We start from the raw sequence: 15,269 nt of genomic DNA on the forward strand, positions 1-15,269 counted from the left end.
TTTGAATTTATTATTTGTCCGATAGTTGTTCTACTAACTTCTCCAGTTTAGAGAGCCTTTCTTCCATCGATTTCGCCTGCTCTTTCAACCGCTCGTTTTCCTGGCTCAGCTCCTGCATGGCTTTTATGGTAATGGCAAGTGAACTGTTTGTATCAAACCTGTCGTGGTCTTTCGTGGAAAAATGCCAGTCGGAATTATCCGCGATGATGCCGAAGTGAATGTTGTTGCCTCTGTCTGCTTTGTAGGTAAATTGTTTGATGGCAAGACCGTTGATAAGCGGCAATGCAGGCGCTGTAAAATCTTCGATATTGTCTTTCAGCGCTGCCATTGACGATTGATAAAACCCGGTGGCATATACAGCGCCGCTTGCATCCCGTTTTGCGAGCGTATTGGCTGTGCCCGTAGTAGCTACGGGCTGGTTGCCTGCGTGCCAGAGCGTATGTTGAGTAGTTCCGCCATTGGGAGAATATGCGGGATCCCCGCTGAAATTGAGATAGATGCTTTTATCCGAAGCTGCCGTGCCGTTTGAAGCTGTCAGTACGGCCTGTCCGGCTGCGCCTATGTTCAGGCGGGCAGTATAGTTCACGGAGGATATGTTGCGGATGATATCCAGGTTATAGGCGGTGGTGTTTGCCGTGGAGCCCAAAGTCAGGCCGCCGGTGGGCACGTTTATACCGCCGTTGTTGATCCTGGCACTGCCGGTCACTATCATGCCGGTAGAATTCAGCCGGAGCTTTTCTGACAGGGCGATGCCGGTGGATACTGTTTGGAAACTGATATAGGTGGGGTGAGAAGTACCGCTTGTCCATGCGCCTTCAGCGGCTGCCTGTACCTGTGCGCCTACAGCGTAGGTGCTGCCCGTCGTGTTTGCGCCCCAGAGCAAACCTCCCAGGCGGTGGTCCACCGCTGAGGGTACACCTGAATTATACATTCTCATAAAAGCTCCTGATGTGGTGGCCATTGCTATGGTATTCTGAATAGCGATGCCGTTGGCGGTGGCGCTTTGTACATGCAGATCGAATAAAGGATTGGCCGTACCTATGCCCACTGCGCCTGACGGGGTTATGCGCATTCTTTCTGGCTGTATGGTTCCGCCAGAGCCTGAGCCTGTAAAAAAGGTCATGGCGCCAAGACCAGTGGTATGACCGCCTGCGTATAAGTTGATCTGCGCCCCCCTGCCTGACGTGGCACCGGTTGCGCCACCGATCAGCTGTAAAGCGCCAGTAGTACTGTTGCCGATCACGCTTGCTCCACCTGCTCCTACGCCTAGTAATTCGGGGCTTAACAACCTGGTGTCCGCCCGGAGAGATCCGGTGATCCAGGCATCCGCCGTTTGCACAGCGCTAAACTGATTGCGCAGGTAGTTACCAGAGCCGGTTAAAGGAGCGGCCCCAAGGTCTGTCAATACCTGTGCGGCCGTGCGGCTATTCACCACTCCGGCATTGGAAGTCAGGAATAAGGTACCTGCGGTAGCCTGCGCGGGAATATTGGCAATTTCGAAGGTGCCTGCCGTATTGATCCTAACCCTGTTGATATTATTAGTTCTGACAACTACATCATGATTAGAAACAGCGCCCAAAATTACTTCAGTTGCCGAATGGGTTAATGTGCCATTTACTGTCCCGTTTGTGCTTATAATGTTGCCATTTAAAGCTTTGATCCCGCCCTGTACCTGTAATTTATTACTCCCGTCATCTGTTGCGGTTCCTATCAGTAAATTACCTGTATTCGTTAAACGCATTTTTTCACCTACCACTCCGGCATTTCGTGTATTAAAACCTAAATGACCCGTTTCGCTTCCCGCAGTATTTCCTGCAATAATACCCCAGATCTGGGCATATGAAACTTCAGCGGAAGAGCTATTTAAAGCGTTGAATCTAAGACCGCCTGTTGCACCAGAAACCGAATTAACCAACCTCGTTAGATTCAGGGCCTCCCCGGCATCGCCATAAATGGTCAAATGCCCACCCGTAGCATTCCAACTACCTCTTTTAATCCATGAAGTGCCATTATGTAGCCATGTATCAAATCCCGGCGTTGCTTCACCATTAAGCTGAAAATTAGCTCCTCTTGTACCTGCTGCGTTATATAATAAAAAACTTGGCAAAAGGGTGGCTAAACCATCTTTTTGCATCACAGCAGCACCGTTTAATCTGAAGGTGGCGGCTTGAGCAGAAACATTTTGATTTTGTATATAATTACCTGAACCGCTTGTGGGTACAAAGTTCCCGGAAACCCACGCGCGGTCGGCCAATTGCATCCAGGAGCCGTATGCTCCCGCTTCCAGGGTCCTGAAGTAACCGGTACCGGATCTGAAAGCCAGCTGTGCTCCGAACGTCGCGTCTAATGAAGGGATGTTCAATCCAAAGTATGCCACGCCTGTAGGCGCATTGGTGTTGGATTCGTTGAATGCCGCCGTGGTGGTACCGTTGAAGGCGTTCCAGGTTGTATTGGCGGGGGCAGTGCTTCTGACAGCTCCGATATCGGAAGGCGCGAGCGTTCTTGTCGTTAAAGCCGATAAATGTCCCGCGCTGTTCGTAACGATATTGGAATATACTGAAGCGCCCGTCAAAGCTGAATTATTCGCAATTCCCGCCGGGTGATTGCTGGAGTGCCACATTTCATACATGTTAATTGAACCGTTGGGCGAGAAATAAGCAGAATTCCCGGCGTCCGGCACATAAAGTGCGCGGGATGTTGCGCCGGTGTTGTTGGCTATCATCACACCATAACCTACCGCTGAATTCCCGGAAACGGATAAAAAACCGTCCCTTTCGGCTGAGCCTATATTTCGGAGTACCCTATACGTATATGCATTGGTGTTTCCGGCCGCGCCCAGTGTGATATTATTGACAGCCGTGTTCCCGTTGGTGAGAACAGTAGAAAGATTGCTGCTGGTCGGAAATGAAGCCGGCGCACCGGTGATCTTGCCCCATGCAAGCGAAGTTAACCACGACGGATTTGCATAACTGCCGGTAAGTAAGGGGTAACGCGCGTCACCTGTGGCTGTGGTCAGATATCCGGCCGAAGCATGATTGCCCCATCCGAATGCAGTCTGCCCATTCAGTATCCTGCTGTCATTGCCCTGTGCAATAGTGCCTGCGGCCGTGCCGAAGTTGGCCGAGATAGTCCTGTCCGCCGTGAGGTTGCCGCCGCCGGTCAACCCTGTTCCGGCGATGATGCTCCTCGCAGAAGACGCTGCGGCGATATCAGCCAGCAGTTGCGCCGGTGTACGGCTGCTCACCACTCCACCATTGGAAGTCAGGTAATTAGAAGCAGTAGTGCTTTGTGCCGGGATGTTCGTAAGGCTGACCTGTCCGCGGAAAGTTGCATCTTTGTTCGCACCCAGCGTCAGCGCAGCATTCAGCTCTTCCGTGGCAGCACCTCCCGTAATAAAATTCAGGTAACCCGCTACATCGGATGCTGCGATATAATTCGCCCCGTTCCTGCTGAAATCTATCGTGGTGCCGGATTTAAAAGAAAGATTGGCGGCACTGCCTATGTTGATGATATCCCCGTTTGACAATAATTCCAGTCGTTTCATCCATGTGGTGCCGTTGTGGAGCCAGGTGGCAAGGCCTGGATTTGCATCTCCGTTTAACTGTAAACCTGCTCCTCTCGAACCTGCTGCATTTTGCAACAGCAGATGCGGAGTTGTAGCAACTGCAAAAGCGTTTGAACCGTCCTTTGGAACATCCAGCCTGTTGTTGCCCCTTACTATCCCCGTCAGCCACAGGTTCCCTGCCTGTGCGGAAGTAAACTGGTTCTGCACGAAACTGCCCGGCTGCACGATGGGCGCATTGATCGTATAGGTCACGCCTTTTTTCACATACAGGATATTATCCCCGCTGCGGTAAATAGTATCCACTCCCCCGATGCCCGAAAGGCTGGACAGGTTAAGCGTATCCTGCCCGGTGATGGCGATCTGGTTGTTGCCCACCGTTTCGAGCCTGATGCGCCGGAACTCCGTGCGGCCGTTGCCTTTATTGTAAAGGTAACCGGCCACCCCACGGGTGCGGTTCTCTATGATCAGCTCCGCCGTGTCGCAAACGTTGTAAATACGTACGCTGTCCGCACGTATCTGGTATACATGCTGGGAATAAGACTGGCCTGCACACAGCAAAAGGAGAACCAACAGCCAATTAATTTTCATCATGGGTATAAGAACTAAGAATTAATAATTTATATTTTGTTACTGTTTCATGATTGTCTCGGCTCCAGCCTGAATTCGTAGTGGCTTTGCGGGTAAGCGGAAAGATCCACATAATAGTCTCCCGTATCATCTACCATAATCGATTCTACTATTTCGTTGTTGACCAATACATGCAAATATGCCGGCCAGTCACAGGAAATAGATATCGTTGTATAGGAAACTGGGTTGGTATAGGTCCCCGTTTGCGTTCCTCCCGGGCAAAGAAATCCACCCAGGCTGAAATTATTAAAGTTGGGAATGCTGGTAAAACAGGTCGCGGTAAAAGCAGGCATTAAGTTTGTCGCCTTTACCGAACGGATAACAGGTGTTATAGGCCCGCTCCGGCAAATGGACTGTCCCCGGTAAGCCTGGCTGGTGAACAGAATATTCAGGTCATCCACGCTTGTAGCGTTGCCAATTTCTACGGGTGTATTACTATAAACCTCACATCCCAACGAGGCAGGGCCCGGCTGTGTATTCCGGGCTTTTAACTCAATGGTATGAGAACCGGCAGTGAGCGAAACAGGAAGAATATGCCATAATAAAAAGGATTCCTCCGAAGCAACTACGGGATCATTCATGGCAGCAATCAAAATGCCGTCGATATACAATTCAAACAGGTTGTCCGCGCCTACTCCTATGTAATATGTTTTTGCCGATGGAGCTGTAAAAACTCCGCTCACAGACATCCAAACTGCTGTACCCACCGTGTTATCGCAGGCCCACACGCCGCAACGGTTCAATGCTCCTCCCCAGATGGACGTGGCGCCGAAGGTCTGGGATTTCAACACTGTGTCGCCGGCCGGCAATTGAGCCATGCTCTGCATCATCAGCCCTGATTGCTGTGTAACCGGCGGTGTGGAACAATATTGGGCGGCCAGCGCCGTGGACGGGATCCACAGAAGATTCGTGGTTCCTCCGATCCGTGCCCTGTTAAAGGAACTAAAATTCACATTGAAGCCGGGCTGATATAACCAGGCACCGCAGGCGCCATAAGATTCGTAATCCGCCTGGCAAGCCGGGTCGAAATATGCTCCACAAGGCGTTACTTTCGGTACGGGAACCAGTTCGCTCCACCAGGGCATGCGGGTTGGTTCCGCTGGCAGCATATTTTCCACCAAATGAAGCCATGTTTTGGCTTCGGTGGCGTTGATGCAATAGTCATCCAAGGGGATGGTGGTTCCGGCTTTTTGCTGGAAATACCCCTCTGTTACCTTGTCGCGTATGAAGCGATGGGTGACGAGATGGTCCTGGGCATAGGTGGCGGAGGTGAATGCTCCGGATATCAAAAGTATCAGGGATAGGATACGTTTCATTCTGTAATTACTTTTTCCTAACTAGTTTTCTATTGTTCAGATCAGGTTAAATTCAGTAAATCGTTTTTTTTGTTAATTGAAATTTGGATCATTGCTCCGTAATATTAGCCCTATTATGATAATTTCATAGCAAGGATAAGGTAACACAAAATAAAAAAACTCAACCCGGAAGGGCTGCGTTTTAGTACGTTATATCATCTCTAAAACTTCTCCTATTTCCGATGACGGCACAAGTCAGCTTACTCTCATCTCTCGCCCACAAGACTTTGCTCCAGCTGGGTTAATATACCATTTGGCCTTTCATTCCATATATAATTTTCGCCGGCACTAGTCTGAAAACCAACAATAGAGCCATATGTTAGAAAATGGCTCGTAAGCACTCTATCAATACCGCAATTAACCCAATTAACAATGAAGTAATCATTGCATGTGTATAAGCACTACCTTCTTCCTTTATCTCTTTAAAGCTTTTCTTGCGTCTTTTAAACAACCAGACTATAAATGCGCCAGGATAGCTTAGCACAACCATTATTAATACTCTCAAAATAACATCCATAAATAATTGAATTAGCTTTTAATCAATTCCCCCTCTCTCGTTGTCGTCGCGCATGTGCTGCATGCGGTGAACGACTGTTTTGAACTCCGGTTTGTGAGTTCGATTGATTTCCCTTCTGGCCCTCGTCGTTTGTCATCCATGGAAACAAGTCCAATCTGGTTATATCCCGCTTGGGCACAACTTCATTTGGAGCAGGACCTGACAATGGCTTCACCAACACTCCCGGCTGTTGAACAGTTGGAGCGGCTTCTGTTTGATTTGGTACGGTGCCCCCTTCACCTCCAACGGGTGTGATTGGTGGTAATTGTATCGTCTCTATAGCTCCACTGATGGCATCAGGAATAATTATTTCTTTCACCATAGCGTCTGCACTTTCATCAGCTACTTTTCTGAGCAATTTATTGCTTATGCTGAAAGGCATCAACACCTTCGGCGATCCTGTTAGGAATACATCAACCGATGCTCCGATCACCTCCTTTCCTTCATCAAGTGTAATCTTTCCATACATTAGATGTTCTTGAGAAATAAGTTCCATACCCACCCCCTTAAACTTAAATTTGTAAGGTACTGCCCATTTCAAATTATTATTTGGATCATATGCTCCTCCTGGATGTGGCCCTTCTTTCCAGATTACGTGAGCCTGATTAACGATTGGCATGACGACACCGCTACCGAACAGAACGAAACTACTAATATTACCTTCTACGATATCATAAGACAAGCTATACAATTGATTCGGCCCACTATTCCATACCCGCATGTACCATTTATCCTCACCTCCGTCTAAGTCCACGGCCCAAATTGGTTTATTTCCTGCAAATTGGTACGGTGAATAAAATGGAAAGCTCTTCGTTAGCGGATCAACACTCAAGAATCTTCCGATCCTCGGATCATAAATCCTCATCCCATAATCCTGCTGGTTCCCCTCACCTTTGATTTCGTTGTCGTTCTCCTTCCCATTAAACCCATAACGATACTTACCAGATGAAAAACTCCGGCCGACCATTTGCATACCGAATGGATAATAATCCTGCGCAGAAAGAACATCAGCCACATAATAATCGATCACACCAGCGCCATTGTCCACAGCTGCTTTACTGTCTCTTACAGTGGCCAGTACGTTACCCAAATGATTACTTAATTCAAATATCTTTTCTCTCCTTCTGAAATTACTATTAATTCCGGTCCCTAAATTAGGCAAAACTATTGTCCCGCCCATGCTTCCGTCCTCTACATTTGTTGAATATTCCGAAAGGCCGATCCTGTTGCTGCCATAAAGATGTACTTCCCGCTGCGTCAGTTTACCATTATTATAATTATTATCCTCTTCAACGTAAATGCTCATAACATTTCCACTTGCATCCCGGATATAACGGGTTTCTACCCCGTTTACCAGCTTACTGATCCTGTTGCCGGCCACATCGTATCTATATGTGATACTCAGCGTATCTCCTTTGAGCACCTTTTTGATCTTCCCCATAGGCAACCATTCTACCGTAATTCCCTCATGCTGATCTTGTGTAAGGTTACCGACCTGGTCATAACTGTAGTTGGAAGGCAATTGTTCGTCAATATCTTCATCATAAGCATTGGATGGCACAGAATCTGTTATATAACCTAATCTGTTGGTGCCGGAAAGGTAGTGATAGTGCAATTTGTCCATCTCCAGCGGCATATTTGCCCATGTCTGATTCCCGTTCCGGATATAGCGCAAAATATTTCCATTTGGGTCATATGTTATTCGCTCAGCGAAGTCAGAAACTGCGATAGGATTCCAGGTATTTGTCACCGGGGTGAGCCCTTTGGCAGCATCAAGCCGTGTAATTCGGTTCAGAACATCATAGCTATATCCATAAAGCAGTGCCTCGCCAGCCTTTGGATTATTCACGCTCATGGCACTGATATTCCCGTTGTAAAGCGGTTTAAATCCACTGAACTGCGCAAAGGGTTGTTTCAGCGAATTTACGGACTGATAGTCTCCAATTCCATAATAATTCAATGCAAACCCCACAGCATCTCTCGCAGTGATCCCACCGGCCTTACCGTCCTGGCCCATGTCAAAATCCGGTGTAAGTGCAGTTGCATTCACTCCTTTCAGCCAGCCTTGCAGAGAATAGGTGTAATCAAGACCTTGTACCTGTTGCTGTCCCATTACGGTCCTCGCTAAATGGCCATGTTTGAAATACTGATAATATGCCTCATTCTCCCAATAAACACTATCCCGGCTTGTTTCCGTATTAACAAGCCTATTTTCAGCATCGTAGCTATACCGGTGATAGAAGGCATCTACCTGCCCGGGTTGATAATTTACCTGGTTAACTTTTCCACTTACCAGGTCGTATTCATAAGTTATTTTCTTAAACCTGTTAGATACATCCGAAGTAGTCCTTGAATTATAATCCTGCACCAACGTATTCACATTCCCCAGAATATCATAGCTATAAAACGATCCTGAAGCCCTGTCTCCCGCCGCCAATTCCGATGCATTATCATACACAGCGGCCCAGGAAACCCTGTTCCTCAGATTTACCTGATCCAAGGCAAGGCCTGCAAACGGTGTATGCGGAAGATCATAAACGGTCCTGGTGATATAAGTCTTGCTACTTCCTGCATCTGTCAACCATGTACCGAGTTCACCAACACTTCTGGATATGGCCTCAGTCATAGGGTTACCACTAGTCAACTCACCCCCTTCTGTAATACGCCCGATCCCATCATATAACGTATAGCTATACTTATTTGTCAACACCTGCTCTGCATTCTGCGACGCCGCAATCCTTCCCAACCTGTCATACCAGAAATGATGTATCCCTGCATCCGGTGTTTTCTGGGCCACAAGCTTATTCAACGTATTATACCTATACTGCGTCACCATCCCATGCGGCGGCACCAGCCGCTCACCCGCTCTCCTCGCCACCGCCACACTATCCAGCCAGCTACGCTCCCTTCTCTTCACCACTCCCGCCGGCGGTACAGTCTTCACCAAATTCCCTGCCTGGTCATAATAATATAGCGTGTAATGATATTCGCTGGAAGTATAAGTCACGGAGAACTTCTCCAGCCGCTCAGCCTCCAGCGCTTTAAGTACATAACCGGACACAAAATCGTTCGTTACCGAATCCACATAATAGTTATACTTCACAGAACCGGCGCTTACAGCGAAATAAGTACTGTCTGTGCAGTTCGTGATATTTTCCAGTTCAACGGGGAAGAATACCGGCGCTGCATTGCCGCAGAGCATAATGCGGTCGTTCACTGCATAACAGGTATCCAGACCGGGGCAGTTCATCACCAGCCTGTCCGGCGTGAGCGTTGTTTCTATGATATTCACCATGCTCACCTGCCTGCTGGAAAGCGCCAACGTTTGCTGGAAAGCGATCGTTTTGCGGATGCCGGAAACAGTGATATCTGTAGAACCCAGCGCGGAAGCCGTATCGCTACAGCCTGAGCGGCCGTCCGCACCGGCGAGCATCAGCAGGGCGGACTGATCGTTGTATTCACCCGCGCCTGCAAGCGTACCGTCAGGGTCCTGTAAGATTCGGCGCAGGCGGTCCGTGCCGCCGTTGCGGGACTGCTTCGTCCATTGTACGGTATTGTCCGCGCGCAGCTTGTGCCAGTACACGTCCTGGTAAGACTGCGCGGCGTAATAGCCGCCGTCCAGTGCAGGAGTTACCGTGAAGGACTGCGCATCAAGACTGCCGGGGCTTTCCAGTTTCGTGATATTTGCGATCACGCCTGCGCCCGTAACATCCATCAGCACGCCGTTGCCGTTTGTACTACCGGCTCCCGTCAGGTTCACCATCGCTACTTTATAACCGGATGATGTTTTGATCAGGTTGCCCGAAATATTATCCCTGCCTTCCAGATCATATTGCCAGAAGCTCAGCGCCGCACCTGTATTTTTATCGAGCCTCAACACTACCGCGTCGTAGTTGTCGCCGTCCATAATCGAAGATGCCGCGTAAAGCGTATCCACGTTCTCCAGAAGACTGAGCGATTGTCTCGGTGCAGTAGAACCGGTCTGGTTCATCCATTTCAGCTCACCGTCCGCACTGAACACGCCGGTCACCCAATCCGTGCTCACGCCCGTTGCCGTACGAAGACCAGCGAACGCGAAGTGACCGTTCTTCAGCGGGAGGACGTCCGTTCCTTTTCCGCCATGTGTTTCCCCAAAATCAACCACACGGTTCCATTCCATATTACCGGAGGAATCCAGCTTAAGCACTGTTATCGCACCCCTGTCGTAACAATAGGAATAAGTACTGCCGGTGATGATGAAACTACCATTGGGAGTAACTTTCAGTCTTGTAAACTCATCATCCATTTCAGCCCCGAAAGTTTTGGCCCAGCTGAAGTTTCCGAGACTGTCGGTTTTGATGATGTAACCGTCTTTCCCACCGCTGCCTCTCACTGTGGTAGAACCGGCAAGGATATAACCATTATCCGCCGTGCGCTGGATGTCATTGATCACATTGCTACCGCCGTTAGTATACGCGCTCACCAGTTTCCTCGAAGCAGAATCTCCCGCTACGCATACCATTTCGTTATGAATCGGCCCCGGTACATCGCAGCTGTCCATAAAGCCGATATACTCCCAACCTTGTTTGCCATAACCAAAACGGTTGTTCATGTAACGGGTGAACAGATCATTTTTCGCCAGCTGTAAAGAATCCAGTACGGTATAATCCGGCGTCATGTCGGGATATTCTACCAGGTACTGATCGTAAACAAGTTTTACTTCCTCGCAGCTCACGCAGGGAGGCGCCGTGCGGCACTGTATCAGCACGGGGATCGCGACTGGTGAAGGCAGGTAATGACACTCGGCCATGCCACCGGGAGAACACGCATCCAGCAGGATATTCAGATTAGTTTGTGATACGTTGGCCTTTCTGGTGCGGTTGATGTAGGCGGCCAGCGTGGTATCTGCTGCTGTAGCCAATTTACCGTATTCCAGGTTCAGGCCTTGCAGCGTGCGGCATTCGCAGTCCTCAGGTTTGTTGTAGCTGAGCTTGTCGCCGCCGGGAGGCTGTTTGCCATAGGCAAGAGGCATAGTGATCAGCTGCGGGTTGCACTGCAGGGAATTAGTGATCCCGTGCTGTGTATTATATTCATTGATAACGTCTTCGAAGCTCCTGTAACGGTAGGTTGAAGAAGGCTTCACAGTGCTCGCGCCGCGGGGATGATCACGGTCCGCACCCTGGCGGCACACTTCTTTAAGACGGGGGATGATAATATCTTTGATGTCGGACGCGGGATAGTTGCAAGGCGCCAGTTGCTGTATCCATGCCGCGATCCATGCGTCGCAGTTATCACTGTACATTTGTTGCTCGCGCTCATTGGCCATTTGCCGCAACGCTTCTTCAGACATGTTTCCGCCAGTGATGTTTCCTATGCCGGATTCCGACATCAGGTAGCCGGGGCTTTGAATACGCGGCTCATAATTAAACGCAAGATCCCTCGTGGAAACCGGGCAGCTCGCATCGTTCACCACTTTGCCAATGATGTTTTTCCTGGCGTTCAGGTACATGCCCCTGAAATGCCTCCAGGCCATATCCCGGTCCGCCGCGCACATGGCTGTGCTGTCTATCGCGAATTGCGGCCTGCGGTTGTCGAAGAAACACTGATTATCCTTTAGATCGCATTTTACCAGGGCACCGGCTGTACTCCATGCGGAGAACTTTGCCCACGGCCTGTTCAGCGAATCGTTTAATGCATTGCGGTAAGCGGTGGTTACAGCCAACGGGTCATTTCCATGCGGGAACGGCACCGAATCAAGATTGGTGGGATTCAGGAAACCAAGCGCTTTCGCTTCGGAATAGGTGTCCGTCGATTCAAATTTCTTTTCCCAGTCCACGCTCTGCCTGAATTTCTCATATTCTGCTAACCTGCAGTACTCAGGATGAAAACGGAGAAGGTTTTCCGCCCATGATGGGTTGAAAGTGCTTACAAACGATTCAGCAGTCAATTCCTGCGGGATCTTTCTCACGCCGGTCAGCGGATCGTTCACCGTATCGCGCCTGCCAGTCTCATCCGTATACAGGATGCCTGGCTGCTGGAAGACCGGAGTAACACCCGCTCCTTCCGAATAAAAAATGGAATACTTTTTTGCCCGGTCCTCAAGCCTGGCATACTGCCCGGAAGGCGGGGTCATATCCAGCAGCATGAGCTGCCGCAACTTGTCGATGATATTGGTCTTATCGCAAAGATCGTCGCAGGCGGCGATGGCGCTGTTATAAGCGGCCTGTGCTTCAGACCTGTAAGCTGCGGTGTCGGCCACGGGAATTCCGGATTCACTCATATACCGCGCACGGTAAGTGTTCCAGTCACCGATGCCGTCGAGGCAGGTCTGGCAATCGGGAACGCACGCGGCGGTACGTTGCTCCACTTTTTCCTGCTCTACCATTTCCTCAAGCGTAGTGCATACGTTGGAGGCCATAAAGACGCTGTCGCGGTAATAGGCAAGCGCTTCCTGGTTAACCGTAAGGGTTTTGGTGATCTCGTAGCTGCCTCTTTCGAGGTAAAGAGAAAACTCCACGTTGATCGGCCGCGGGGCAGAACAATCCGTTACCAGGCTGTCCGGGTGGAAATTGCGGATGATGGTATCATACGGTCTTCCGCCGAGATGCAGGTTCTTTACATTATCTGTGATCCTGATGTGAAGGTCGTAGATGCCGCTGTAACAGATCGTATTGTTGTTACAGTCCTTTTTGGTAAATACAGGTGGAACCAGCTGGTATTTAAACTGGTAAGTGCCCGCTTTGCCTACTGTCTGCGAATGGTGGCTTTGGATAACGGTTTCCTGCACGATATTCTTTTTCGAGCCGGACAATGAATCTGTGACAACAATCTCTTCTTTGCCAGGCAGATCGTCCAGTTCCGCGCTTTCCGGTGAGCTCACCAGCGCAGTAGCCACAGTACGGCCCTGCATATCGAGATAACTTACGGACATCTGGCCGTTCGCATCCACCACCGTGTTCTTGAAATAATGATACGCAAGTCCCGCTTCAGTACCAAAGATGGCGTCGAGATCTTCCTGCGTGGCGGAATTGTAGTAATATTTTGTTTCGTGGTTGCTTCCCAGTTTGAAAGTCGGCCCTACACCGCTCTGGCGGGATATGCGGCCGGTATTGTCCTGTGTATATTCTGTTTGCGTAAACGCTCTTCCCTCGCCATCGGGGATAAATTGATGGATACCAGAGGATTTCAGCGGGTTGTTATCGGAATAATATTGATTGGCGCCGGAGCTTTTCCCCATTGGCGCAGCGCTGCCGGTTAAATATTCTTCATCGTCGTTGATAAGATCGTAATGGTCTTTATCATATTCCGCACCGTTGATGTCATTGTTGAAGCGCGGTGTATATTTGATGATCCTGTCCAGCGTTGGCGCGGGCATCACCTGGATGGTTGAGCGGCCCTGGTAGTCATAAAAATTCTCCGCCACAACGGTGGTGCCGGTAGTATTGTCTTTCGTTACGGTCTGGCGGCCGCGGAGGCTGCCATCGTAGTACTCAGTGACCACCTTCCGTTTGCCATCTTCCGCAAATACGATGTTCGATTGCCAGTTCAGCCCTGTTTCATGACCACCGAATTCGAATTCCCCGGTACCGCCCGCAAACTGCGAACTCCACACCGTTTCAACCCGCTGATCGTTTTCGCGTACCTGCACGGCCCTCACCCTGAAGAACAGTTTTCCTTTCCCGTCGTACATCAATGGAATGGCATAAGTATTTTCGGCGAGACTTACCCTCGTTGTGTTATTATCAAAAACAAGTGCTGCGTTCAGCGGCAAACCGAAACGCCCGGAGGCAAGCGTGCTGGAGTCCACATAGGTCCATTCCAGGTCGTAGCCGTCTGCGCCCTGCACCACCGGCCAGTATACCTGCAATTCATCCGGCTTCGGTTCAGCCGGGGATTGGAACGAGATGGTCTGCACCGCGTCGTCCGTGCAGGAAAGTTTGTACACCGGCTGCACCTCCATTTCATTGTCGAGCTGCAATACTTCCAGCATACCGGCGGGCACTGCAATGTCCAGCACCTTTACTTTCACCTTCTGAGCGCTGTTGAAAACGAAGCTGCTACGCATCGTATACGGGTGCGCGGTATCGTAGTTGATCACCAGCGACTGGTCAACGGAATCGTATACACTGCCGCGGCCGTGATAATACACTCTTATGGAAGCGGTGGCCTGGAAATTATCCGGTAGATATTTGTTCGAATATTCATTGATCCGGAACGTAACGATGTTCCTTACCTTGTAAGGCGTATCCAGCTTTCCTGCCAGCGCAGGGTTATAAAACGCACTGTCGGACACTTCAAGGACGGAATCCTTTGCCAGCTGGCTATAAGCGCCGTCCAGCGTTTTCTTCAGCACAATACTTTTCCGGTTCTGGGCCGAAGCCGAAGAAGCGGTCAGTAACAAACAGACCAACAGGGTAATGATACCGGGGTATTTATGTAAGAACAATTTCATAGGTTATCGGGACTATAAATTGGTCGATGCTTTAAAAATTGTATAATCGCTGTAAGCCGGGGTCGTTTTTATTTCGTCCCCTTCCCTGTAAAAAAAACTATGTTCATCAAACCTCACGGTATCTCCGTCAGGTTTCCTGTATTTTTCAAAATACACGGTCACAACGGCGTATTCGCCAAACCCCTCTTCGGAAGAAAGCTCTCCCAGCCCACCTTTAATCATTTCCGTCCTGATGACATACCTGATGGATTTTACGTATCCTTTCTCCAGGTCTGTTTCCATTTCGATCTTTTTGCACGGCGCCTGCTCATCGAAGCTCATCAGCAGTTTTTTGGCATCCGGCAATATTTCGGTACTGAACGATTTCACGCTCCCCTGGCTGATCATCGCCCGAACCTGCTGGAAAGGATCTACCGGTGCCATGGGAAACGCTTTGGAGAGATACATCAGTTTATCATCCCGGAACATGACGATCACATAACGGCTGTTGCTGACGCAAAGCACATTGGCCATTTCGTAGCGGCTGCCGGCTTTTGTAACTTCCATGTTTCCTTTTAAGGAATCAAGAACAGCCTGCGGCCGGTTTTCGTCCGCATAGGTATACCGCATGTCCACCGCCAGCTCCTTGTCCCGGAACATTGCCTGCACCTGTTTTATCTCGTTGAAAAGCCTGACGGTATCTATCGCCTGGGCACTGAGGCCCTGCGCGGAAAAGATCATCCAAATGGTTATTGC

At 49.7% G+C, this 15,269-nt stretch carries 4 protein-coding genes; all 4 read right to left on the reverse strand.

Annotated elements, in window-relative coordinates; genetic code table 11:
- Nucleotides 1–10: 10 nt before the first annotated feature.
- The gene (locus tag EG028_RS26635; protein ID WP_120519324.1) at nucleotides 11–4,156 is read right to left on the reverse strand and encodes a tail fiber domain-containing protein; all 4,146 of its coding nucleotides are present in this window, start codon (nucleotides 4,154–4,156) and stop codon (nucleotides 11–13) included.
- A 44-nt stretch (nucleotides 4,157–4,200) separates the two neighbouring features.
- Complete coding sequence (locus EG028_RS26640; RefSeq protein ID WP_120519325.1) at nucleotides 4,201–5,508, reverse strand: hypothetical protein; 1,308 nt, start codon at nucleotides 5,506–5,508, stop codon at nucleotides 4,201–4,203.
- Between the two features lie 578 nt (nucleotides 5,509–6,086).
- Nucleotides 6,087–14,534 carry an RHS repeat domain-containing protein gene (locus EG028_RS26645; protein ID WP_120519327.1) on the reverse strand — a complete coding sequence of 2,816 codons (8,448 nt, stop codon included), beginning with the start codon at nucleotides 14,532–14,534 and terminating at the stop codon, nucleotides 6,087–6,089.
- Between the two features lie 12 nt (nucleotides 14,535–14,546).
- Complete coding sequence (locus EG028_RS26650; protein ID WP_120519328.1) at nucleotides 14,547–15,254, reverse strand: hypothetical protein; 708 nt, start codon at nucleotides 15,252–15,254, stop codon at nucleotides 14,547–14,549.
- Nucleotides 15,255–15,269 lie beyond the last annotated feature (15 nt).

Origin of the sequence: Chitinophaga barathri (genome assembly GCF_003807585.1) — a bacterium.
Taxonomy (GTDB): domain Bacteria; phylum Bacteroidota; class Bacteroidia; order Chitinophagales; family Chitinophagaceae; genus Chitinophaga; species Chitinophaga barathri.

What these genes read in the sequence shown, in the direction of transcription:
- EG028_RS26635 (WP_120519324.1), bottom strand. Translation starts at nt 4,156, where the DNA reads ATGATGAAAATTAATTGGCTGTTGGTTCTCCTTTTGCTGTGTGCAGGC.
- EG028_RS26640 (WP_120519325.1), bottom strand. Translation starts at nt 5,508, where the DNA reads ATGAAACGTATCCTATCCCTGATACTTTTGATATCCGGAGCATTCACC.
- EG028_RS26645 (WP_120519327.1), bottom strand. Translation starts at nt 14,534, where the DNA reads ATGAAATTGTTCTTACATAAATACCCCGGTATCATTACCCTGTTGGTC.
- EG028_RS26650 (WP_120519328.1), bottom strand. Translation starts at nt 15,254, where the DNA reads ATGATCTTTTCCGCGCAGGGCCTCAGTGCCCAGGCGATAGATACCGTC.